Source organism: uncultured Clostridium sp., assembly GCF_963515715.1.
In the GTDB taxonomy this organism is placed as follows: Bacteria; Bacillota; Clostridia; order Clostridiales; family Clostridiaceae; genus Clostridium_AW.
Map to the genome: position 1 here is coordinate 222896 of NZ_CAUPZS010000002.1, position 23887 is coordinate 246782.

Consider the following 23887-nt stretch of genomic DNA (forward strand, 5'->3'; position numbering starts at 1 on the left):
TAAATAAGGAAATTGAAAAAATAAAAGCTTCAGGTAAAAATATTATCTGAAGCTTTAAGGCATGTCTTTATTATTGTGAACAATGTAAATCCATGGTAAAATTAATTTGGCAAATCATTGTAAGATAAGGAGATAGTAATATGTTAGTAAACCGTATAGGATTTATAGTTTTTACTTTTTCGTTGATGCTTATATTATCAGTGTTAACGAAGAATGTTATTATATCAGGAAGCATTACATTTGTTACTGTAATAATTGGCTATATAATTATTGCAAATGTGCGAAATAAAAAAAGGGTTAATTTATTAGAAGAAAATTGTGATCCACAAGCATTTTTAGAAGCTACAGAAAAACAAAGGGATATGATAGGTAAAAAAGATAAATATAATACTTATTTGAATATTGATAAGGCAGTAGGACTTATTACCATGGGGGAATTTGAAGAAGCAAAAGAACTTTTAATGTCAATTGACAAAACTTATTTGTCAGCTAAAAATGGAATGCTACTCATATATACGATAGATTTATTATATTGCTTATATGAACTTGGAGAAATTTCTCATGCCGAGGAAATATTTGAGACGCAAATTCCTTTATTACCACCTGTGAATTCAAGAATGATTTTATCTATGAAATTACTAGTGGCAGAAAGACTTTTGTTTTTAAATAGATATGAGGAAAGTAGAGAAAAATTTCAAGAATTATTGAACGAAAAAATGACCAAGCGTATGAGGATAGGTGTATTATATGATTTAGCAAAAATAGATGAAAACACTGGAGATATTGATTCGGCACAGAATAAATATAAAGAAGTAGCAGAGTCAGGAAATAAACTATGGATAGCAAAGGAAGCTAAGAAGCATTTAAATTAGTAGTAATTAAAAAAACTTAAAGAATCATAAGTATGAAATAGGAGAATTTTAAATTAGCAAACGTGGTATAATTTATATTATAGGAGTGTGAGACTATGGCAGATATAAAATATGAAATAAAAGAGAGTCTAGGAACTATTTCAGAATCATCAAAGGGCTGGGTAAAGGAATTAAACCTTATAAGTTGGAATGAAAAAGAAGCTAAATATGATATTAGAGATTGGGACCAAGAACATAAAAAGATGGGTAAGGGAGTTACCTTAACAGTTGAAGAATTAAAAAAGCTTAAAGAAATATTAAATGAAATGGATTTGTAAAATAGGATATAACTTAATATTAACCCTCTCTTTATGCTTTAAATATTATGTATTATAGTAATTTAAGGGAGTAATTTATGGTAAATGGCATACCAATTTATATAAACCAAGACTTAATGTTAGACTTAGCTGCGTTAATGTGTGGGGGATTTGAAGAAAGTAGAAATGTTAGGAATAGGAAAGAGTTAGAAGTCCATTTTAGAAATACACAAGAAAGTAGATTGCAAAAAACTATACCAAAAATATATGCTGTTAATAATGAAAAGGATTTGGGAAAATTACATGGTGAAGTAGAGTTTGTAAATGATGTTACTTCGACAATAATATTTACCAATTTCTCCAGATTTAATACCGTTAGATCTATGATGCTTGAGAGAAATATGATTAAACCGATAATAGAGAAAGATATATTTGAAGGTGAAATAAAGAGCGGGGATTATGTAGAATTTACTGCAAATATGATAACAACTTCCCTCTTGCCAACCATTAATACATTGATAGGCGTAATAGAGTCTTATGATATTAAACTTTTAGATAATTTAATAAGGGAAAAGTTATCTGGTCTAAATAATATTACATTTATATTAGGCCAATTAAAATTTTTAAGTGATTCCTTAAGTATGAATAACACCACTGATATGGTTCTAAATATAGATGAGAGTAAAGTGGTGTTAACTGTAAATTTAGATTATTTTTCAAACAAAAATGCTTATGTATATGATTTAGCATATTCAGAAGTGAGGATTTTGGGGAAAATTTCTAGAATCGTAGATGAAGACAATTATTTTGACTTGCTAAGGAAAACAGCTACAAGCGATTATTATAATAGATTCTTAGATTCCTTAGCTCCTTACTTAATGATACTAAATAGTAATGGGATATTGGTGCCAGATAATTTTACTACGAAGGTAAATGGACCAGGGATTAATGTTATACCTGTTGCAATTTATGTTTAAAAACTACATATGATTGTGCAAAAATCAAATTGATAAAATAAGAAAATCCAGTCCAAATAATCAAAGGGTATGTGGAGAGATAAAGATAATTTGGAATAATCTTCAGAACTGTTTTATAATATAATAAGTGTAGTAATTAAGTGATTATAGGAGGGGTTATATGAACAATTTTACATTTTATAGTCCAACATATTTTGTTTTTGGAAAAGATACCGAAAATGAGGCAGGTAAATATGTTAAGCGTTTTGGTGGAAGTAATGTTTTAATCCATTATGGTGGAGGCTCTGTTGTTAAAAGTGGTTTGCTTGAAAGAGTTGAAAAATCTCTTGTAGAAAGTGGTATAACATATAAAACTCTAGGCGGAGTAAAGCCTAACCCAAGAAGCGGCTTGGTTTATGAAGGTATTAAGCTTTGCAAGGAAGAAAATATAGATTTCATCCTAGCTGTTGGTGGAGGAAGCGTTATAGATTCCGCAAAAGCTATAGCAGCAGGTGCAAAGTATGATGGAGACTTTTGGGACTTTTATCAGGGAAAAGCAGTAAGAAAAGCAATTCCTGTGGGTACTATATTAACTATTGCTGCAGCAGGAAGTGAGGGATCTGGTGATTCTGTTATAACTCATGAAAATGGCATGTTAAAACGTGGTGCCAGTGGAGATGCACTTAGACCTGTATTCTCCATATTAAACCCACAATTAACTACTACTTTATCTGACTATCAAACAGCTTGTGGTGCTACAGACATTATGGCTCACGTATTTGAAAGATATTTTACAAACACCAAAGATGTTGAAATAACAGATAGGCTTTGCGAAGGTGTACTGCTCACCATGATTAAGGAAGTACCGAAGGCTTTAGAAAATCCTAATGACTACAATGCTAGAGCAAATATAATGTGGGCAGGAATGGTAGCTCATAATGATATTTGTGGAGTAGGACGTGTTCAAGATTGGAGCAGTCATCAAATAGAACATGAACTGTCAGCACTATACGACGTAGCTCATGGAGCAGGTCTTGCGGTTATATTCCCTGCATGGATGAAACATGTTATGAAAAATGCAGTGGACAAATTTGCTCAAATGGCAGTTAGAGTATGGGGATGCCAAATGGACTTTGAAAACCCTGAAAAAACTGCATTAGAAGGAATCCACAGATTTGAGAACTTCTTAAAATCCATTGGTATGCCTCTAACTTTTGAGGAGATTGGTGCAAAGGAAAGTGACATTCCAGAGATGGTAAAAAAATTAATGGATGGCAGAGATAAAGTAGGTAGTTTAGTAGGACTAACTGCTGAAGATGTAGAAAAAATATATCGTTTAGCTCTGTAAAACTGTAAAATAGAAGATAAGAAAGCTATGGGTGAAATACTCATAGCTTTTTTTATAATATCTGCAAGATAATAAGCCAATGATATTAAAAGTATCCTTGGCTTATGTTATAATTTTTAGTAAAGTATAGTGAAAAAGTCTATTTGACTAATAGACAAATATGACTTGATGGAGGAAATATGATTATTTTAATTACGGGTTGTTCGCATTCAGGAAAAACATTACTGGCACAAAAATTACTTGAAAAATACAAGTTTCCGTATATGTCTATTGACCATCTGAAAATGGGACTTATTAGGAGTGGAAATACAACGTTGACACCAGAAGATGATGACGATTTAACGAATTATCTTTGGCCTATTATTAGGGAGATTATCAAAACAAATATTGAAAACAATCAAAATCTTATCATTGAAGGCTGCTATATTCCTTTTGATTGGAAAAACAGTTTTAGTGAAGCGTACCTTAATGAAATCAAGTATTTTTGCCTTATTATGACGAAGAAATATATTGATAATCATTTTTTTGAAATAAAAAATTATGCGAATGTTATAGAACAGCGTGTAGATGATTCATTTTGTACAAAAGAAATGCTTATAGAAGAGAACTTACTAAATCTTAATATGTGTCAAAAACATAAGTGCAATTATGTACTAATAGACGAATATTATAACATTGATATAGAGTTGTAAATTCTAGCTTGGGTTGGAGGTTGAAGTATGAATTTGTGGATATTATTAATAGAAACTGTAATTATAACAATGATTTTTAATTTGGTTATATTCATTCCTTTATGTAAAAATCCAGTCTGGTGGATTCATGATTATCCAAAAGATATTCAAGAAGAATATTTTAAAACCCATGAAAGAATACCAGCAGAACCATTAAGCAAAACAGCTATAATTAAGAAGGGAATATTTCTTTTCTTTAGCATTATAGTACTTGTTGGACTAATGAGTTTAGCTCAGGCAAAAACTTTTTTAGAAGGTTTTTTAGGAAGCTTTTTTATTTGGTTTATAATTAATGTTTGGGATTGTTTCTTTATGGATTGGATTTTATTTGCTAATATTAAAGTAATAAGATTACCTGGTACTGAACATATGGACAAAGAATATCATCAAAAAAAGTATCATTTTATTCATGGATTAATAGGAATATTAATAGGAATATTTCCATGCTTATTTGTGGGAGTAAGCATTTTATTGATTAACTCATAAATTCCAATTTGTCTCATTGAACAAAACGAGCATAATGCTTGGCTTAGTTAATATATATTTTTCTTATTTAACGTAACAACTAAAAAATGAATAATTTACCTGAACACCGTATTATTCAAGCTTGAATTTTACGGTGTTTTTACGTCGTAATTTGATTAAAAGGCGACGTAACTTTTGAAAATGGAGATACGAATAATGTTCTTTGAAAATTGAATAATACGGTATTAAGAAGTAAAAACATTTTATATTTACTACCAAAATAACCATTAGTTGGTGTATAAATATGATATAATTACTATTAGTTAAATCACAATAGTAATTTATTACGAATAGTTAAGGGGAATAAAGTAATGAAAATATATTTTCAAGAATTTAAGGATGAAATTGATACGCTTATCGAGTTTTTAACATCAGATACCTGGGAATTTCATGGAATACCAAATCCAAAGCCAGAAAGTATTCGAGCAAGTTATGAAAACCAATATTATAACGGAGATGATTGCAAAACATTTTGGATTGCTTTAGATCAAGATACTAAAGTAGGAATGATAAGGATTTATGACTTATATGATGATACTCCTTTGTTTGATATAAGAATTTTAAACAACTACAAAGGCATGGGAATTGGGACAATTGCTGTTAAATGGATTAGTAGTTATATATTTAATAATTTCCCTAACACAGAGAGAATAGAGGGAAATACAAGAGAAGATAATTATGCTATGAGATGCGTTTTTCATAAGTGTGCTTTTGTTAAAGAAGCACATTTTCGGAAAGCATGGCCAAGTAAAGATGGAAAATTATATGATGCAATTGGTTATGGCATAATAAAAGTTGATTGGGCAAGTGGACAAGTTACTCCAGTAAACTGGAATGACTTTAAGTATTAAGTATATAAATACCAATATTCTTATTTAACGTCAAACAATAAAAAACGAATAATTGTTTTAAACACCGTATTATTTATAATTGAATTTTACGGTGTTTTTACGCCGCAATACAAAAATTTTGCGACTTTATATTAACTTTAATAAGTAGCTTATAGTATATAAGTGAAAAGAAATCTAAATATGCAAAGGAAAACTGGTCAACACTGTTTGCACATATGATATCATAGATAATAAAACAGATGAAAGAATATGTTATAAAATAAGTTGGTTCTCCAATTTAGTGAAGATTATATCATGATAATAATATTTACAAAGTTAATACTATTATCTATAAATATATTATTTCTCTATATAATGATGCATACTGATTAAAGAATAAATTAAAATATATAAATATTAAATAGAAAAAGAATGTTATTTAAAAGTTGAATAATATGGTAAATAGAATTAAAATTTTTATCTATCTAAAAATAATAATAAACACTATTATATGCTATAATTACTAATTAATTTAGCTGGAATTGTAATTCATAACTAATAAAGAGATGGTGATAAAATGGAAAAATGTAATATATTAATTAATTTAGAAATTCAAAATCATGAGATTCCAGATCTTAGACAAGCTGTAGGGTGGGAACGAAGAGATAGCGACTATCCTGTTTTATTTGAGCATTGTTTATTTTGGGCAGGGTTACGGGATAAGAATTATAATCTGATCGCATTTGGATATATGGTAGGTCCAGGCATAGAACACGGATATCTTGAGGATATTATTGTTCATCCAGATTATCAAGGAAAAGGTATTGGCAATGCACTTGTAAAAAGGTTAATGCAAGAGGCTGAAAATAGGGGAATTTCTATTGTAACAGTAACATTTGAAGAAAATAATCGCGACTTTTATGAAGGTTGTGGTTTTACTTCATGTCCTGGAGGACTATGGAGAAAAAATGATTAAGTTTTAAGTAAATCAATTCGGAATCTGAAATAAAGGCGACGTAACTATTAAAATCTGAAATAAGAATAATGTTCTTTGGAAATTGAATAATGTGGTGTTTGAAAATTTTTATACTTTTATACAAATATAAAAGTATCCAGAAAATGTGGTATAATTCTAAGTGGATTAAATCATACTTGTAATTTTTTATGAATTAGTCTAATACCAATAAAAATTATTTATACTAGGAAGTGATTACATGAGCGCATATTCTTTTATTGCAACTGATTATGAATTGCCAGAGTTAGATAACTCAAAAGAGAAAATTATTACTGTGAGAGAAGCAATTAAATTAGGTATAAAACCGCATGAACTAGTTCCTTGGGAAAGAATGAATCCAGATGATAAAGTAACGATTGTTGATAACGAGGATGATTTAGGTGAATTAGTTATTGCAAAGGGTACTGCATATGAAAAAAATGTAAGGTGGTATACAAATAAGCCATTTATATACTCAGTATATTTCAGGTATAAAAAATCTCGTGCAAATCAACTTCTAGAATACTTAAAAGAAAACATTATAGAAGGACAAAAACTTGAATTGTGGTCAATATGGCTTGATGATAAGCAGAGAATTAAGCCTATTCCTTGTGATTATGAAGAAATTGATTTAGACAACATAAAGCGAATGTATGATTGGAAAAGTAAGAATCATGTAATTTATAACTGTATTATAATAAAAAGATAAAATGATATGGGATTTTCATATTTAATATTTTGAATTAAAAAATGAATGATTTATGATAACACTGCATTATTCAAACTTGAATTTTACGGTGTTTTTGCGTCGCAATACAAATATAAAGTGACGTATTTTGATTATTTTGCGAGTTAATTAATAGAAATAGATCTTTGAAAATTGAATAGCACGGTATTTATAAAATATGTTATAATTAAATAATAATTGTAAATAAATACGAATAATTAAATATTTAACATAAGGGAGTTAGGATGAAGAGGCTTGAAAGCAGTAGATTAATTTTAAGAGCATGGACAAAATATGATTTAAATGATTTGCATGAAATTATGTCCAATAAGAAAGTAGCCGATTTAGCAGGATTTAGGGTAAGGGCAAATATTAGCGAAATCAATGAAATTTTAAAAAAGTTTATTCAAGAACCGTATAACTCACTATGGGCAATTGAACTTAAAGAAATTAATAAGGTAGTAGGATGGATTGAATTACATGAACCTATGGATAATGTTTGTGTAGGTTCTAAAGAGATAGGGTTTGTTTTATCTGAATTATGCTGGGGACGAGGGGTGGCAATCGAGGCAATTAAACAAATTGTTACTTATGCATTTATGGAAGAACAAGCTTGCTGTATTGTATGTTCTCACTTCCAAAATAATATACAATCTAAAAAAGTAATTGAAAAAAGTGGTTTTAAGTACAAATTAAAGTATAATGATAAGTTTTACTATTGCTTGGAAAATGTATTAAATTTAAGACAGTAATTTTAAACTATTACGAAGATAAAACTAAATATAAAAAAATGAAAATACCGTAGTATTCAAAATGAATATGCAGTATTTACACTATATGTTATAATTTTAGGTAAAATAAATGTTAATTATATTTTTATATAAGGAGGAATTAAAATGGAATATTTTCATGTTGATGTTTTTAGCAATGAAATTTTATCTGGCAATGGATTAACTGTTGTTTTTTGTAATGAGGAATTAGAAGATAATCTTATGTTGAAATTAACACAAGAGTTTAAGCAATTTGAAACAATTTTTGTGAGAAGAATAGATGATAGTATATTTAATGCAAGAATTTTTACAGTAGATGAAGAATTGGATTTTGCGGGGCATCCTATTTTGGGAGCAGCTGCTACTATTCATAGTCATATTTTTAAAAATGAAGAAGATATAGCAATTACATTTCAATTAAATCAAAAAACAATTATAGCTAATTCAAAAAAGATAGAGGAGTATTATGAAGTACAAATGAATCAAGGAAAAGCGGAATTCCTCTGTGAAGTTTCAAAAGAGAAGAGAAATAAATATGTACATGCATTGAACTTGTCAGAAGAGAATTTAAGCGAAGAATTTCCTATGGAAGTTGTATCAACAGGATTACCATACTTATTAGTACCATTAACGTCAGGAATAGAGAATGCAAAAATAATTAGTTCTAAATTTGAAGAAATGTTAAAAGAAGTAGGTGCTAAATTTGCTTATATATTTGATGTGAATTATATAGAAGGACGGACCTGGGATAATCAAGGAAACGTTGAGGATGTTGCAACAGGAAGTGCAGCTGGACCATTAGGTGCATATTTATATAAGCATAATATTTTTAATGTAGGTCATGAGATTATAATAAATCAAGGAAGATTTGTCGGCAGACCTAGTAAAATTAAGGTTTCTATGAGCATTTCTGAAAAAGAAATATTAGTGTCTGGAGAGGTAGCTATTTTGGCAAAGGGAACTATTTTACTATAATAATAAACGTAAAAAATCGCATTATTCAAGAGATTGAATTTGCGATTTTTTATTGCGCAATTCAAATATAAAGTGACGTATTTTGAAAATATTACGAAGTAACCATTAAAATTTAAAATACAAATGCTGTTCTTTGAAAATTGAATAATACGGTGTTAGGAAGTAAAATTACTTTATATTTATTACCATAATAACCATACGTTGGTGCATGAATGTGATATAATTGCTATTAGTTAAATCACAATAGTAAGATATTATAACTTTTTCTTAAATTTCAAAGATATAGTTAAGATAATAATATAACTTAATTTTATAAGTAGGAGGGGTGAACAGTGAATTATAAATTTGTTCCTATGAATAAAGAGTATGCGAATGAGATTGCATACAATTGGAAGTATAATGGAATTTACTCATTCTATGACATGACGGCTGATGAAGATGATTTAATGGAGTTTCTTAATGAGAATAGTTGGACAGACCATTATTTCACAGTATTAGATGATAAAAGTAAATTAGTTGGTTTTTATTTATTTTTCTTTGAAGGTGGAATTATGAGTATAGGTTTGGGGCTCAAACCTGAATTAACGGGAAGAAGAATTGGACCTGAATTTGTGATTGCAGGTATTAACTTTGGAGTGGAAAAGTTTAATTATAAACAGAACTGTATTATGTTGGCGGTTGCTTCATTTAATAAACGAGCAATAAGAGCATATGAGAAGTTAGGGTTTCAATATGTAGAGAAATATATGCAAAAAACAAATGGTGGAGAATTTGAATTTATTAAAATGAAGAAAGTTATATAAATGTACATTTTTCATTTTTAACGTCATAACTGAAAAAGCGAATAATTTAGTAAGACACCGTATTATTCAAGCTTGAATTTTACGGTGTTTTTGCGTCGTAATTTGATTAAAAGGCGACGTAACTTTTGAAAATATAGATACGAATAATGTTCTTTGAAAATTGAATAATACGGTGTTAAGAAGTAAAAACATTTTATATTTATTACCAAAATAACCATTGGTTGGTGCATAAATATGATATAATTACTATTAGTTAAATCACAATAGTAATTTATTGCGTATACACAACATCTTGGGAGGAGAAAACTAAAATGATAGGAAAAATAAAAGAAGAATGTTCGGATAATGTAGAGTTTAAAGAGAGAGAGATGGGGAAGGATTATAAATTAAATTTCAAAAAAGAAACTCAACATTTTATAATTCATTACACTGAATTTGATAAGACATGCATAGATAAAGTTTCAGATGTTCTTGAAAATAGTTATAATAGGATTACCAATAGACTCAATCAACAACTCCAAGAAAAGTTGATTATTGAGGTTCATCCAGACCGTAATCAACTTCATATTGCTTTAGGATTTCCAAATGCACCTGATTGGATAAGGGGAGGGCTTGGAATAGGTAAAATTGTAATAGCGTCTCCTTTAAATCCACCACCAGGTTCCCAATTCTATAACGTATTAAATACGGCAGTTCACGAATTTGTACATATAATAGTAAATAAAATAAATGAGGATACACCCAGATGGTTAAATGAAGGAATTGCTTGTTATGAAGCAAAAGACAATGATGAAAATTGGATAAGAAAAACCGTTAGGAATGGATTAGTAAATAATATGATTCCAACATTTAAAGATCTAGATACTGGCGAGGATTTTGAAACGTTTTTCAAGCGTAATGGATATCAATACTCATATACCATAGTAGAATCAATAATTAATTTATTTGGCTATGACAAGTTGTGTAACTTAATAAAATCACCAAATAGTTTTGTAGAGATTTTTAGTATAACCGAAGATGAACTTCAAGATAAATGGATTGATTATATAAAAGTGAATTACTTGTTAGATTAGACAAAATAGAAATTCTTAATAGTCATGATACACAATGTTCTCATTTAACGTCAAACAATAAAAAACGAATAATTGTTTTAAACACCGTATTATTTATAATTGAATTCTACGGTGTTTTTACGTCGTGATTCAAATAAATTACAACATAAATATAATATTTAAAATACAAGTAATGTTCTTCGAAAATTGAATAATACGGTGTTTGTATATATAATGGTTTATATAAAACACTTAATATTAAAAAAATCAATTATATAAGACAATCTAAAGACCAATAAGAAATGAAGGTGATTATATGAATTTTCCAACTCAGATAGGGACAGATAGAGAAGGATATATAATAAACTATACTTCAAAAGATAATATAAGTTTAAACTATTTATTAATATTAGAAGAGCTAATACAATTATTGAAGCAAGATCTGAATGATAAATTGCATAGCATATATGTATATGGAAGTGTTGGTAGAGGTGAAGCTATTTTGGGAAAATCAGATATTGATTTATCAATAGTATTAAATTTACAGCTCACTCGTCAAGAGTTAGAAAAGTTAAATAATCATAAGAACGAGTTTTTAGAAGAGAATAAAATGGTTCCTAAAATAGATTTTGATATTGGAACACTAAATGATGTTTTGAAAGAGGAAAATTTATACTATTGGGGATTTTGGATTAAGCATATATGTACTTGCATATATGGGGAAGATTTATCTATTAATTTTCCTAAAATGAAACCTAATAGAAGCATATGTCAATCGTTAAATCAAGATGTTATTAGTTCTCTTATAAATTATAAAGATAATATAATTAAAAATGAAGTAGATAGTAATATGCTAATCTCAGCTTTAAAAAGAATTATTCGTGGAGCATATTGTCTTGTTGCAGTAATAGATAAAAGTTGGATAACAAAAATTGAGGATATAATTATTGTACTTAATTATTATTTTCCAAGTGAAACAAGTTTTAAAGATATAGATTTAATGCTTAAGGGGAAGGAAGAAGTTACATCGAAACAAGTTTTAAAGCTTATTGACTATTTTATTCCTTGGTTTAATAGACATAGAATATAGTAAAACGCCGTATTATTCAAAACTGAATTTTACGGTATTTTTTATGTCTTGATTTGATTAAAAGACGACGTAACTCTTGAAAATGCAGATACTAATAATGTTCTTCGAAAATTGAATAATACGGTATAAACAACAAAATGTAAAAAACTCTTTACATTTATAGAAAGATTAGATAATATATAAATGTAAAAACTATTTTACATTTAAAAGGAGGCTTATTATGAGAAAGATGGATGAAATGGAAATGTATATTTCACTAAAGAGTATAAAAATAGCATGGTTCTATACTATAGTTTTTCTATTTATATGGTTAGTATATGAGTATATTACGACATCAAAATTTGGGTTGCCGTTCTTTTTATTTACCACCCAAAATGTTATTTTGATTATATGCCAGCTTATTTTAAAGAACAGAATGGTAGGCAAAAATGAAAAATAAAATTAAAGAATTTAGAAAAAGACTGGGCTATAGACAAGAAGATTTAGCTATTAAGATGAATGTGACTAGACAAACTATTAATGCTATTGAAAATAATAAATATAATCCAACACTAGAATTAGCAATGAAACTTGCAAAGTTTCTTGAGACAAGTGTAGAAGAATTGTTTTTAATAGATGATTAATTATTGAGATACCGTATTATTCAAAGGTGGATATGCGGTATTTTTTGCGTCGTGATTCAAATATAAAGTGACGTATTTTGAAAATATTACGAAGTAACGGCTGAATTTAAAAGTGCGAACGATGGATCTTTGAAAATTGAATATTGCGGTGCTTAAAAATAGAGTTATAATTAATAAATGTGATAATATAGTGTTAACGATATGGAGGATGTGCTATAATTTCTATATTTTAATAAACAATTGTTATAAATTGTTTATTAGTTTTTTGTTTGACTAATATATAAATAGGAATTTGTGGAGGAAAAAATATGTGGATGTTACTTGGAGTAGCTGCAATTATTACAGCAATATTAAATATTATTTTCGCAATACAACGAAAAACAAACAAATGGTTTGGATTTTGTAGTTTATCATTAACAGCTCTGGCTTTATGTGCATTCTATAGCGATGCTGCTAATAGAGTTATTCATGAAGACTGGGCTGGTTTGATGGATATACTGCCTACTATGTCAAAAGCATTGTGGGTTTGTGTGATTGCTTCTATTTTAGTCAACAGTGTTCCATTGCTAATAAAAAGAGAAAACTAACTTCCAGTTTGTAAGATCAATTAGAAATTTAATAGGAAAGATACGAATAGGAGGATAACAAAATGAAATATTTTATTGTTGAAGGAATTATAAAGGATGCTGAGAAGATGAATGAAGAAATTATGAAAGAGCATATGTCATATACTCAAAAAGCCATGGATGAAGGAATGATATTAATGTCTGGGCTAAAAGTAGATATGAGCGGAGGGATATTTATTATTAAGTCAGAGTCTATAGAAAAAATAGAAACTTATTTATCAAAGGAACCTTTTAAAATTCATGGGATACAAGATTATAGATTAATAGAGTTTAATTCCCACTATTTTAATCAATCACTAGGTGAATGGTTTAATAAATAGCTATCTTTTAAATTCCAATTTATATTGAATAGTTGATTAAATAGAAATGAATAATATTAATAAATTAGGAGGAAAAATAGGAATTTGTAGAGGTGAATAATTTGGTAGATAAATTAAAATCATCGAAAGAAAATATAAATAATAAACAAGAAATAATAACACTTATAACATTTATTTTTATTGGATTGATAATGGGAGTAGTAGCAAAATGGTGTGATACTTTCGCACAATGGGGCAATTGGTTAAGTACTTTATTAGTACATATTGGATTTCTTGGTAGTGGTTTTGGTATTTGGATTTTTTTAGGCGCTTATATATCTGTAAAATCTAAAACCCCTTTATGGGCTTGTATAAAAGTACCGTTATTTTTCTTGTCAATGCTATTATCATATTATCTATATTCGATAATAATTGTTGATTATTTTTCTAAAAAGATTATTTATGGTTGGTGCTTTTTCTCTCTTCTAACTACTATTTTTGCTTATTGTTATTGGTATGCAAAAGGTGATAAATTAATTAATAATATAATATGTGCAATACCAATAGGAATGATAATTGCACATACTATTCCTACTTATAGGGGATATAGTGCCACTTATATATTAGAAATAATCTTTGCTATAATTCTATTATTTATAGTTAAAAAGGATAAGAGTAATAGAATTAAAGCTTTAGGGCTTTCTTTGGTTTTTGCTATATTATTCTCAATAATACCTATTTATGAGTTAATATTTGGGTATTTACTGTAATATTAGAGACAGTTTATAAGATAATAAGTAGACAAACTCCAATTTGTAGTGGACGTTATTTACATAATAGGAGGTGTTGACTTGAGCAATAATAAATATGATGGCCTTAATGAATATCTTGTCACTGGAATGATAATTGGTTTATTTGTAGGTGTTGCTTTTTCTATAATTATGAGAAATAATACCTTTTGGGCAATAAGTTCCCCAGGTTTTGGTCTATCATTTGGCTTACTAATTGCAGATATTATATGGTGTGTAAGGTATTGGGAAAAATAATAATAACTTTTTGATATCATCACTAAAAACCACGATAGAAATGTCGTGGTTTTTGATTTAACCTTATATTTTTATATTTTGCTTTTCAATGTTCTAAGAATGAAGGATGAAAAATCATTTGGCTTTCGACCTAATATCCACGTCAAAACATTTGGATTACCGATAAATCCATGTTCATTATAATGTTGAAACATCTTTAATAGTGTATTTACTTGATAGTCTCCTACTCCAAGCTTTTTTAATTGTGCTGCAAACATTTCGTCTTGAGGCGTTTCAACTTTGATTTCACGACCAAAATGCTGTTCCATAGCTGCTATCATATCAGACAAAGATAAATTTTCAGATCCACAAAGTTCATATGTAGCCCCCGTATGACCTGGACTCGTAAGAATTATAGAAGCGGCCTCGGCTAAGTCTTCTAAGTCAACCATACACATGCGAGTTTCTTGAGTAGTAAAAAACTTCTGTTGAAATATGCCTTTTTCACTAAGTGAATTCCAAGACTCTAGTATATTCTGCATAAATACTGCTGGCTGAATAATAGTATATGGGATTCCTGAATTTACTAGAAGTTCCTCAACCATGAGTTTTTTCTGATGATGTGGCATATCTTGAAGTATGGAATGCAATACCGAATGATATACGAAATGCTCTACTTTGGCTGAGCAAGCAGCGTTTATTATCATTTGTCCTATCTCAACCTCAAGAGGGTTTACAGCAGAACAAATGTGGTATACAGCACTAACTCCGATAAATGCTTCATCTACAACCTTTTTATCCATCATATCTCCTGCAACTGCTTCCATCTCACCTAAGGATTTAATTTCCTGAATTTGTTCGGTTGTATGAACGAAAGCCCTAATCCGCTCTCCTTTAGATAATAAAGCCTTAATTATTGCACGACCAGTTTGCCCATTTGCTCCAGTTATAAGTATCATAATAATATCTCACCCTTCTATATTAAAGTAAATTCTTTGATAAAAAATTAAGTAAGGAGGTTAATTCCTTCAATTGACCATCCTCAAGTCCAGACATTAGCTTAGCAATTAAGGTGTAGTGTATAGGCAAAATCTCCTCCAATATACATAATCCTTTTGAGCTTAGACGAACCAAATAACTTCTATGGTCAGAAGGGTTGGGGATTTTCTCTATGAAACCTTGATTTTCAAGGCCAGCTATTAATCCTGTCATAGTTCCCTTAGTAACTTCAGCCTTTTTGCTAAGAGATATTGGAGATAATTGATAATCACTTTGGCGATACAAAAGCATTAAAATTGTAAATTTTCCTTCCGAAATACCATACTTAGAAAAATGTTCATCAAGTATTTTTGAAATATCAGATGCCGTCCTGAGAAGTGCTATACAACTTTCAACTGCATCTACATTTATACCCGGAAATCTGCTAGAATATTCATTTAAAGCCTCTCGTTTTGGTATATCCCTAAGACTAAATTTAAAACCATCCATAATAAAACCTCCTTATTTATATAGTAAGTCGCCTTACTACATTTGTAAAGATTTATTTCATAAACATGACTAGGTATATGTTTCCTGTAATAATAAAAAATACCTTCCTTATATGGTAAAGAAATTAATGGGCAGTAGAGACAAAGTAGGTAGTTTAGTATCATTAACTGCTGAGGATGTAGAAAATATATATCGCTTAGCACTGTAAAATAGAAGATGAAAAGCTATGAGTGAAATGCTCATAGCTTTTTTGGAATGTGGTTATGGTGAAGCGTATCTGTGGAGAACCAAAATTAAAGGGAATTTATAAAATATTTGAATTAAGTAAGCAATGATATTAAAAGTGTCATTGGCTTGTGTTATAATTATTTTAGTAAGTTATTGGAAAAGTATGGTAGGTGAATGGGAATTTGCAGTGAAGTTTATTTATATAATAGGAAGGAGAAAAAAGTGCAAGAGATGAAGAATAAAAAAGGCGGTGGTTGTATTTTTAATAATCACATTAGTGCTAAGCAGTATATGTTATTACATAAGAATAAGAGGTGGTGATGCTGCAGCTGGGATGACATCTATACTGATGTGGTGTCCTGCAGTATCAGCATTTATAGTTAAAGGTAAGTTTTATCGCAAGGAAAAGGTATTAGGATGGAATGGTTGCCAAACAAAATATATTATGGCAGGTGTATTCATTCCAATTATTTATTTGGGATTTTCATATGGGCTTTACTGGATTGTAAATCAAACAGCATTTACTGGAGAAATCTATACAAACTCTATTGGATTACTACTGTTACTAATTCCTTCTTCTTTATTGACTGCAACTGGTGAAGAAATTGGATGGAGAGGATTTTTACTACCAAAACTGACTGAAATTTGGAATGTTAAGATTGCTATTTTGATAAGTGGGTTAATATGGGCAGTATGGCATTTTCCTCTTATGGTAGCAGGTTTGTATCAAACAGGGACAAGTATTTGGTATCAGCTTCCAATGTTTACTGTTGAAATTGTTGCTATGACAACGATAATGGCTTATTTACGTTTGAAATCAAAAAGTGTATGGCCTGCTATTATACTCCATGTAAGCCATAATTATATTGATCAAGTGATATGTGGACCATTAACCAGTGCTAATAAACAAGCGTATTTTGTAGGAGAAACGGGTTTGATAACTGCATTTATGCTTATTATAGTAGCAATAATTGTAATTAGAAAAATAATACAAGAAGCATTATAAGTGCATAAAGATTGTGAGAATAATACGAAGCGTATCTATGGAGAGCCAAAATTAAAAGAAGTACTTTAAATATTAAACATTGACATAGATACAAGCTATGATATACTCATATTTATTAATTCAGAAACTTTGGAGGTGGTAGGTATGTTTATAAATCTGAAATTTGGAAATAATTTTAGTAGTGTTTATACCTATGCAGAGTAGTAGAAATGCAACAAACTGCATGGGATAAAAAGTTGCATTAGCTGCTGATTCTGCACTTTATTTAATTAATTAAGTAAAGGAGTATGAATATGAAATATATTAATGCAGCAGATGTGCTTCCAAAGGAATTATTGAAGGAAATTCTAAATTATGTAGATGGAGAACTATTATATATTCCTGCATCAGGTGAGAGGCAAAAATGGGGAGCATGTAGTGGTTCAAGAGAATACTACAAGAAACGTAATAGAGATATAATCAATCAATATAAAAATGGAGCAACAATAAGCAATATTGCTAAGGCTTATTGTTTATCATATGATTCAGTAAGAAAAATAGTAAATAAATAAATCTAAAGAGATTTTATCATTTTGGTAGGATCTCTTTTTTAGATAGGAAAAAACAATTATAGCTATTCTTAAGGGTATGATTATAGTATTTAAAATTATAAAATAAAAGCATAATCTTAAATAATTTTAAAAACACTATTAAATACTAAGATTGATATGTTTGCGATTGGAATGTAAAAATATATTCTGCAACCTTGAAGTACTGTGTAGTGGAGATTTGGAAAATAAGAATTTTTAGGAGGATTGAAATGAAAATTAAAATGGAATTAGAAACAGAACGTCTCCTATTGAGACCATGGAGAATTGAAGATGCACCTGCTCTATATAAGTATGCCAGCGATCCTAAAGTTGGTCCAATAGCTGGGTGGCCGGTTCATACCAGCATTGAAAATAGCCGAGAAACCATCAGGGAGGTGTTTTCTAACGAAGGGATCTACGCAATTGTTCCAAAAGGGCAGGAAGAACCTGTTGGATGTATCGGACTTTTAATAGGAGAAGCAAGCGATTTTGGCATCGGATCGGACGAAGGAGAAATCGCGTATTGGATTGGTGTTCCTTATTGGGGGAAAGGACTTATACCAGAGGCGATTAGAGAATTGATGCGCTATTGTTTTGAAGACCTTGAACTTAAGACACTTTGGTGCGGGTACTTTGAGGGAAATGAGAAATCGATTCGTGCTCAAGAGAAATGTGGGTTTAAGTATAATCGTACCAATTATGAGAAGCCTTGGGCTTTGATGGGCGATGTAAGAACGGAAATCATTACTTGTATCACCAAGGCGCAGTGGTTAAATAATATATCTCCTTGCGAATAGTTGCACAAATTCCAATTTGTCTCATTGAACAAAACGAGCATAATGCTTGACTTAGTTAATACATATTTTTCTTATTTAGCGTAACAACTAAAAAATGAATAATTTACCTGAACACCGTATTATTCAAGTTTGAATTTTACGGTGTTTTTGCGTCGTAATTTGAAAATATTGCGAACTAAATGATCTTTGAAAATTGAATAATACGGTATTTGGTAAGATATGCTATAATAAATTCGTAATAGTATTAAAATGTGTAATAGAATATCTATTTTGCGAGGAGATGTGAAATGAATAAAAAGCTATTTTTAAAATTAGGATTATTGTTATTATCTCTGTCACTTGTCGCATGTGGACAGAAAAATAATTCAGCAGGAGAAGATAATTCTTCTAAATCAAGTACAAGCCAATTTGTTAGCAGCACTCAAAGTTCGGTAAAAGAAAGTGTAAAAACTACATCTCCCTCTGTTGAAAATGCAGTAGAAAGCAAACAAGAGGATGAGGATGTACAAAAAGATACACAACAAGACACGAAACCAGATACACAACCAGAAGCAACTGAAAAAGAATACTATGACTTAATAAAAGAAGCTTGGCAGAAACAAAAGGATTACATTGATTCTATTGATGATCCTAAAGTAAAACAATCAGTACAAACCACGCACTCTGCAGCTATTTTAAAGTCAAATGAATTACTTTTGGCACATCCTGAAGACTCTAAGGCTATAAATGCAAGTCTAAAGAAGGTTCTCGCTGGCGAATAATTTTCAAGCTTTGGTAAGGTAAAGTTGGGTGACTAAATACGGAATGCTTATATATTCCTCTGTTTTTTCATTAGTGATACTATGAATTTTATTATTTAGGGCATCGTTATCACTATTTAAACCTCTATTTTCTTCTTTAAGTTCAGTGATTATACTTTCATATTCAGATAACTTAACTTCATTTAATTTCAATTGTTCCGTAGCTATTTTAAATTACTACGAATTAGTAAAAATAAATGACATACTTAAATACCGTATTATTCAAAAAGAGAATATACGGTATTTTTTAGTTCGTAATTCAAATATAAAGTGACGTATTTTGAAAATATTACGAAGTAACGGTTGAATTTAAAAGTGCGAACGATGGATCTTTGAAAATTGAATATTGCGGTGCTTAAAAATGGAGTTATAATTAATAAATGTGATAATATGGTGTTAACGATATGGAGGATGTGCTATAATTTCTATATGTTAATAAACAATTGTTATAAATTGTTTATTAGTTTTTTATTTAACTAATATATAAATGGGAATTTCATGAGGTGATTCTATGATGTACAGAGAAAGTACTTTAGATGATTGCAAAGCCATCTATTCTTTAATTTGCGACATGGAAAACAAGGAGCTTTCATATGACAGGTTTGAAGTAATCTATCATGATCAGATAAGTGACTGCCACTATTATTGCCTTGTCTGCGAACAGGACGGTATGGTGATTGGTGCTTTGAACATGCGCTTTGAAGAGCAACTACATCATACAGAACGGATATCAGAAATCCTTGAATTTGCAGTTGCTACTACATGCAGAAACAAAGGCATCGGAAAAGAAATGTTTATCCAAAGTTGCCAGATTGCAAAAGATAACGGCTGTTCACAAATTGAAGTTGACTGCAATCAACTGCGCAAAGATACACATCGTTTTTATGTGAGAGAAGGTATGCATAACTTTCATTCTAAATTCTCTAAACGACTGGCTGGTGATAATGTACAGGAGAATGCTCTTGGCAGATAAATTCCAATTTGTGCAGATGAATGTGTTGAAAACTATTGGATAGAAATGATGATGCCATAAAACATTATATGTATAGATAATTTGAAAATACAAACAGCAGGATAGGTTTTAAAAGCCTATCCTTTTTTCATAAAAATATATAATTAAAACTTGAATTTGAAATAATCTTAATTATATTGTATATGGGAAAATATAAACTTTTTTATATATGGTAGGGTGAAGCGTATCATAAATAAATGAGGTTTTTACAAATATTTAAAAAGGTATAGAACTAAATTTAATTCTATACCTTTTATACTATTACTTATATAGAATTTTTACAGATTAAGTAGTAAAGATTTAAGGTAATTAAAATTAGAAATCTCATAAGTAGATTTTATTGATGTTTTATTTATAATTTAATTATTAAGTAATTTAGGTTGCTTTTGTTTATAGTTTTCATCAGATTTTGCATTAAGTATAATACCTATTAAAAATAGGATACATCCTACTACCTTCCCTATAGAAAAAATATTGAAGTACACATAGTCTATAATTGCACTTGTAAACATTTGACCTATGAAACGAAGTATAACTGTATGCACTGCTGATACTTTATGAACTATAACATTAAATAAATAAGTTGTTAAAATTCCTATAGCTCCACCTAAAAAATAAATTAACGGAATATTTGATATGGAAGAATAGCTAGATATAGAATTTATCATAATAAAGCATAAAACAAGAGAAGAGATTGTACCTATTAAATAATTTATAACTACACTATTTATAATCCCTATTTTTTTAGACAATTCTCCATTTAACATCATGCTTATAACAATTAATACTCCTGTTAAAAATGAAAAAAATATATACATTATATGCACCTCACTATAAGATAATCATAAAAATTAAGCCTGTTATAATTATTGAAAAGCTTAATATTTTTTCTTTTCTTAGTTTATTAACTGGCATACCAAATAAGCCGAAATGGTCTATTAAAGTAGAAAGTACAAGTTGTCCAAATAACCCAATACCTGCGGTAAGTGTTATCCCTATTTTGGATGAAGATAGACTATTTAAGAATATGACTAAAACACTTAGTATACCTGGTGTAAAAAGGATAGTAGGTATTTTATTGAATTTAGGAAGCTTATTTTTTACTACTATTGATACTAGTAAAATTAATAGAAGTCCTAAGGCGTGGTAAATTAATGTACTGATATATAAACCTATCCTTCCTGATAGAACACCATTTAAAAATATCATTATAGCAAGAAGAATACCGTTTAAAACAGCTAAATTTCTATACTTATTCAAATTCGTTCACCCCTTTACAAGTCGTTATAAATAAAATAATATATTTATAACAATTAGAATATGACATTGGTCATGTTAGGAGGTTTTATGAGAAGAATTTTAGATGTTAGGCTTATAAAGCAGTATATTAAAAAACATAATATAGAACAGATATTTGATTATGAAATATTAAAATATGCACAACTTCATTTCTATGAAAAAGAAGAATATATATTAGAATCAGGGGAAAATCTTGAATATTATTATTTACTTGTAGATGGTAAAATTAAAATTTATTATCCTTTTGAAAATGGGAAATCAATGCTTTTAAAATTCTATAAAGATTTTAATACCATAGGAGATTTAGAGCTTTTAAAAGATATTCCTATCCTTTGCAATATTGATGCAGTAGAAGATACTTATTTGATAGCAATACCTACAGCCATACTTAGAGAAAAGTATTTTGATAATATAAAGCTTTTGCATCATTTAGTAGATTCTTTGAGTGAGAAGCTTTATGGAATTATTAATAACAGCTCATATAATTTTGTATATCCACTTATTAATAGGCTATCGAGTTATTTAGTTGAGCATTTGACAGATAAGAGTTATATAATTTTGAATTCATCATACTTAGAAATTGCACAATTTTTAGGTACAACATATAGACATTTAAATAGAACTCTTAAAGAAATGGAATCAAGGTCAATTATAAGATGTGATGATAAAAAAATACATATATTAGATATAGATCAACTTAGGGAATTGTCTAAAAATATTTATATAAAACCACTTTAGAATATAATATGAATAATAAAAAATAAAGGTAACTTTCCTTTGACCCCGACTATTTTTCGTAATACAATAAAGAAAAACATATAAGCGAGGATGTATCATGACCAAACATCATATCTATACAATGAGTGTCGCAAGTGTCTATCCCCATTATGTTACGAAGGCGGAGAAAAAAGGACGTACGAAAACAGAAGTGGATGAAATCATCCGTTGGTTGACAGGATATAGCCAGGAAGAGTTAGAAGCGCAACTGGAAAAACAGACAGACTTTGAGACCTTCTTTGCAAAAGCTCCCCAACTGAATCCTTCGCGGGCTTTGATCAAAGGTGTGGTCTGCGGTATCCGAGTGGAAGACATCGAAGAACCAACTATGCAGGAAATTCGCTATTTGGATAAGCTGATCGATGAGTTAGCAAAGGGAAAAGCGATGGATAAGATTTTGCGAAAATAATAATTAAAAACGAAGAAACACTGATTCCATATATATAATATAAAAGAATCGGTGTTTTTTGTTGAATTGGCAATAATCTTGAAACTTCAGGAAAATGAGTCCAGTAACCCGATATAATAAAACTCTCCACTATATCACCAGACTTTCTATAAGTGTTATGATAATAACATGGAGGTGCAAATAGTATGGACAAGATATATAAAACAGCAGAAGTAGCTAAAAGAGTTGGGGTACATTCCAACACTGTACGTTTGTACGAAAAGCTTGAATTAATACCAAAGGCGAATAGATTACCAAATGGTTATAGAGTATTTACTGACTATCATATAGAGCAGTTTAACCTTGCTAGAACTGCCTTTAAAGTAGAGGTTCTACAAAATGGGCTTAGAAAGAAGATAGTCAATGTTGTTAAGTTATCTGCTAAAGGGGAACTTCAAGAAGCAATTAACTGTACAAATGATTATATAGATCAGATAAAGCAAGAGCGAAAAAATGCAGAGGAAGCCATAGAACTGTCAAAGAAGCTTTTATTAGGGATAGATGCTAAAGATAATTATATATTTTTTACAAGAAAGCAAACTGCAGACTATCTTCAAGTCACAATGGACACATTAAGAAATTGGGAGATGAATGGTTTACTTACTGTTAAGAGAAAGCAGAATGGATATCGAGTTTATACTGAAAGTGATATTAATAGATTGAAAATAATACGTACCTTACGTTGTGCTAACTATTCCCTTTCAGCAATTTTAAGAATGCTTAATGCCATATCAGAAAGTAAGGAAATTGATATTAGAGAGATAATCAATAAACCAAAAGAGGATGAGGACATTGTTACAGCATGTGATAAGCTTCTTACTTCCTTAAGTGATGCAGAAAAAAATGCAAATAGTATGTTAAAGCAATTAGAATTTATAAAAAATGAATTTAATACAGACTCTACACTTTAACACCAGACTT

Annotated in this window: 32 protein-coding genes; 28 read left to right on the top strand and 4 right to left on the bottom strand. The window is 29.4% G+C overall.

Annotation, left to right across the window (positions count from 1 at the left end):
- Nucleotides 1-140: 140 nt before the first annotated feature.
- The 20 genes from RYO54_RS03155 (at nucleotide 141) to RYO54_RS03250 (ending at nucleotide 14563) form a co-directional block, all read left to right on the top strand.
- Nucleotides 141-872, top strand: coding sequence for a hypothetical protein (locus tag RYO54_RS03155; protein WP_315115580.1), 732 nt, complete (start codon nucleotides 141-143; stop codon nucleotides 870-872).
- A gap of 95 nt (nucleotides 873-967) precedes the next feature.
- Complete coding sequence (locus RYO54_RS03160; RefSeq protein WP_315115583.1) at nucleotides 968-1189, top strand: PC4/YdbC family ssDNA-binding protein; 222 nt, start codon at nucleotides 968-970, stop codon at nucleotides 1187-1189.
- A gap of 77 nt (nucleotides 1190-1266) precedes the next feature.
- Nucleotides 1267-2145 (top strand): hypothetical protein, encoded by an 879-nt coding sequence (locus tag RYO54_RS03165; RefSeq protein WP_315115586.1) that lies wholly within the window; start codon nucleotides 1267-1269, stop codon nucleotides 2143-2145.
- Between the two features lie 160 nt (nucleotides 2146-2305).
- Nucleotides 2306-3472: an iron-containing alcohol dehydrogenase gene (locus RYO54_RS03170; protein WP_315115589.1), complete on the top strand. Its 1167-nt coding sequence runs from the start codon at nucleotides 2306-2308 to the stop codon at nucleotides 3470-3472.
- A gap of 179 nt (nucleotides 3473-3651) precedes the next feature.
- Nucleotides 3652-4164 carry an adenylate kinase gene (locus tag RYO54_RS03175; protein WP_315115591.1) on the top strand — a complete coding sequence of 171 codons (513 nt, stop codon included), beginning with the start codon at nucleotides 3652-3654 and terminating at the stop codon, nucleotides 4162-4164.
- Between the two features lie 27 nt (nucleotides 4165-4191).
- Nucleotides 4192-4689 (top strand): hypothetical protein, encoded by a 498-nt coding sequence (locus RYO54_RS03180; protein WP_315115593.1) that lies wholly within the window; start codon nucleotides 4192-4194, stop codon nucleotides 4687-4689.
- 350 nt (nucleotides 4690-5039) lie between these two features.
- The gene (locus RYO54_RS03185) at nucleotides 5040-5579 is read left to right on the top strand and encodes a GNAT family N-acetyltransferase (protein ID WP_315115595.1); all 540 of its coding nucleotides are present in this window, start codon (nucleotides 5040-5042) and stop codon (nucleotides 5577-5579) included.
- 556 nt (nucleotides 5580-6135) lie between these two features.
- Nucleotides 6136-6534, top strand: coding sequence for a GNAT family N-acetyltransferase (locus RYO54_RS03190; protein WP_315115597.1), 399 nt, complete (start codon nucleotides 6136-6138; stop codon nucleotides 6532-6534).
- A 238-nt stretch (nucleotides 6535-6772) separates the two neighbouring features.
- Complete coding sequence (locus tag RYO54_RS03195; protein ID WP_315115598.1) at nucleotides 6773-7261, top strand: hypothetical protein; 489 nt, start codon at nucleotides 6773-6775, stop codon at nucleotides 7259-7261.
- A 263-nt stretch (nucleotides 7262-7524) separates the two neighbouring features.
- Nucleotides 7525-8031, top strand: a complete 507-nt coding sequence (locus RYO54_RS03200) for a GNAT family N-acetyltransferase (RefSeq protein ID WP_315115601.1) — start codon at nucleotides 7525-7527, stop codon at nucleotides 8029-8031.
- A 144-nt stretch (nucleotides 8032-8175) separates the two neighbouring features.
- The gene (locus RYO54_RS03205; protein ID WP_315115604.1) at nucleotides 8176-9024 is read left to right on the top strand and encodes a PhzF family phenazine biosynthesis protein; all 849 of its coding nucleotides are present in this window, start codon (nucleotides 8176-8178) and stop codon (nucleotides 9022-9024) included.
- Nucleotides 9025-9356: 332 nt separating this feature from the next.
- Nucleotides 9357-9827 (top strand): GNAT family protein, encoded by a 471-nt coding sequence (locus RYO54_RS03210; protein WP_315115607.1) that lies wholly within the window; start codon nucleotides 9357-9359, stop codon nucleotides 9825-9827.
- 311 nt (nucleotides 9828-10138) lie between these two features.
- Nucleotides 10139-10900: a peptidase MA family metallohydrolase gene (locus RYO54_RS03215; RefSeq protein ID WP_315115609.1), complete on the top strand. Its 762-nt coding sequence runs from the start codon at nucleotides 10139-10141 to the stop codon at nucleotides 10898-10900.
- 295 nt (nucleotides 10901-11195) lie between these two features.
- Nucleotides 11196-11969: a nucleotidyltransferase domain-containing protein gene (locus tag RYO54_RS03220; RefSeq protein ID WP_315115612.1), complete on the top strand. Its 774-nt coding sequence runs from the start codon at nucleotides 11196-11198 to the stop codon at nucleotides 11967-11969.
- 220 nt (nucleotides 11970-12189) lie between these two features.
- Complete coding sequence (locus RYO54_RS03225) at nucleotides 12190-12408, top strand: hypothetical protein (RefSeq protein WP_315115614.1); 219 nt, start codon at nucleotides 12190-12192, stop codon at nucleotides 12406-12408.
- Nucleotides 12398-12592, top strand: coding sequence for a helix-turn-helix transcriptional regulator (locus tag RYO54_RS03230; protein ID WP_003492724.1), 195 nt, complete (start codon nucleotides 12398-12400; stop codon nucleotides 12590-12592). Before RYO54_RS03225 ends, RYO54_RS03230 begins: the two co-directional genes overlap by 11 nt.
- 308 nt (nucleotides 12593-12900) lie before the next feature.
- Nucleotides 12901-13179 (top strand): hypothetical protein, encoded by a 279-nt coding sequence (locus tag RYO54_RS03235; protein ID WP_315115630.1) that lies wholly within the window; start codon nucleotides 12901-12903, stop codon nucleotides 13177-13179.
- A 62-nt stretch (nucleotides 13180-13241) separates the two neighbouring features.
- Nucleotides 13242-13538, top strand: coding sequence for a YciI family protein (locus RYO54_RS03240; RefSeq protein ID WP_315115633.1), 297 nt, complete (start codon nucleotides 13242-13244; stop codon nucleotides 13536-13538).
- Nucleotides 13539-13639: 101 nt separating this feature from the next.
- Nucleotides 13640-14287, top strand: a complete 648-nt coding sequence (locus tag RYO54_RS03245; protein WP_315115636.1) for a hypothetical protein — start codon at nucleotides 13640-13642, stop codon at nucleotides 14285-14287.
- Nucleotides 14288-14368: 81 nt separating this feature from the next.
- Complete coding sequence (locus RYO54_RS03250; RefSeq protein WP_315115639.1) at nucleotides 14369-14563, top strand: hypothetical protein; 195 nt, start codon at nucleotides 14369-14371, stop codon at nucleotides 14561-14563.
- 71 nt (nucleotides 14564-14634) lie between these two features.
- On the opposite strand, the gene RYO54_RS03255 is transcribed toward RYO54_RS03250, so the two are convergent.
- Complete coding sequence (locus RYO54_RS03255; protein WP_315115641.1) at nucleotides 14635-15501, bottom strand: NmrA family NAD(P)-binding protein; 867 nt, start codon at nucleotides 15499-15501, stop codon at nucleotides 14635-14637.
- Nucleotides 15502-15523: 22 nt separating this feature from the next.
- On the bottom strand, nucleotides 15524-16030 hold the full coding sequence (locus RYO54_RS03260) for a MarR family transcriptional regulator (RefSeq protein ID WP_315115642.1): 507 nt from the start codon (nucleotides 16028-16030) through the stop codon (nucleotides 15524-15526).
- A 478-nt stretch (nucleotides 16031-16508) separates the two neighbouring features.
- On the opposite strand from RYO54_RS03260, the gene RYO54_RS03265 reads away from it, so the two are divergent.
- The 5 genes from RYO54_RS03265 (at nucleotide 16509) to RYO54_RS03285 (ending at nucleotide 20403) form a co-directional block, all read left to right on the top strand.
- The gene (locus RYO54_RS03265) at nucleotides 16509-17264 is read left to right on the top strand and encodes a CPBP family intramembrane glutamic endopeptidase (protein WP_315115643.1); all 756 of its coding nucleotides are present in this window, start codon (nucleotides 16509-16511) and stop codon (nucleotides 17262-17264) included.
- Between the two features lie 293 nt (nucleotides 17265-17557).
- On the top strand, nucleotides 17558-17815 hold the full coding sequence (locus RYO54_RS03270; protein WP_315115646.1) for a CD3324 family protein: 258 nt from the start codon (nucleotides 17558-17560) through the stop codon (nucleotides 17813-17815).
- Nucleotides 17816-18063: 248 nt separating this feature from the next.
- Complete coding sequence (locus RYO54_RS03275; protein WP_315115650.1) at nucleotides 18064-18630, top strand: GNAT family N-acetyltransferase; 567 nt, start codon at nucleotides 18064-18066, stop codon at nucleotides 18628-18630.
- A gap of 320 nt (nucleotides 18631-18950) precedes the next feature.
- Nucleotides 18951-19391 (top strand): hypothetical protein, encoded by a 441-nt coding sequence (locus RYO54_RS03280; RefSeq protein ID WP_315115653.1) that lies wholly within the window; start codon nucleotides 18951-18953, stop codon nucleotides 19389-19391.
- Between the two features lie 550 nt (nucleotides 19392-19941).
- Entirely contained in the window at nucleotides 19942-20403 is a 462-nt protein-coding gene (locus RYO54_RS03285; RefSeq protein WP_399548976.1) for a GNAT family N-acetyltransferase, read from the top strand.
- A 398-nt stretch (nucleotides 20404-20801) separates the two neighbouring features.
- Here the strand turns inward: RYO54_RS03285 and RYO54_RS03290 are convergent, their stop codons facing one another.
- Nucleotides 20802-21260: a DMT family transporter gene (locus RYO54_RS03290; RefSeq protein ID WP_315115657.1), complete on the bottom strand. Its 459-nt coding sequence runs from the start codon at nucleotides 21258-21260 to the stop codon at nucleotides 20802-20804.
- 13 nt (nucleotides 21261-21273) lie between these two features.
- Nucleotides 21274-21702 carry a DMT family transporter gene (locus tag RYO54_RS03295; protein WP_315115660.1) on the bottom strand — a complete coding sequence of 143 codons (429 nt, stop codon included), beginning with the start codon at nucleotides 21700-21702 and terminating at the stop codon, nucleotides 21274-21276.
- Between the two features lie 87 nt (nucleotides 21703-21789).
- Here RYO54_RS03295 and RYO54_RS03300 point away from each other — a divergent pair, with 87 nt between their 5' ends.
- The 3 genes from RYO54_RS03300 (at nucleotide 21790) to RYO54_RS03310 (ending at nucleotide 23877) form a co-directional block, all read left to right on the top strand.
- Nucleotides 21790-22479, top strand: coding sequence for a helix-turn-helix domain-containing protein (locus RYO54_RS03300; RefSeq protein ID WP_315115663.1), 690 nt, complete (start codon nucleotides 21790-21792; stop codon nucleotides 22477-22479).
- Between the two features lie 97 nt (nucleotides 22480-22576).
- Complete coding sequence (locus RYO54_RS03305) at nucleotides 22577-22927, top strand: DUF2200 domain-containing protein (protein ID WP_315115665.1); 351 nt, start codon at nucleotides 22577-22579, stop codon at nucleotides 22925-22927.
- 185 nt (nucleotides 22928-23112) lie between these two features.
- Entirely contained in the window at nucleotides 23113-23877 is a 765-nt protein-coding gene (locus RYO54_RS03310) for a MerR family transcriptional regulator (RefSeq protein WP_315115667.1), read from the top strand.
- Nucleotides 23878-23887: the final 10 nt, after the last annotated feature.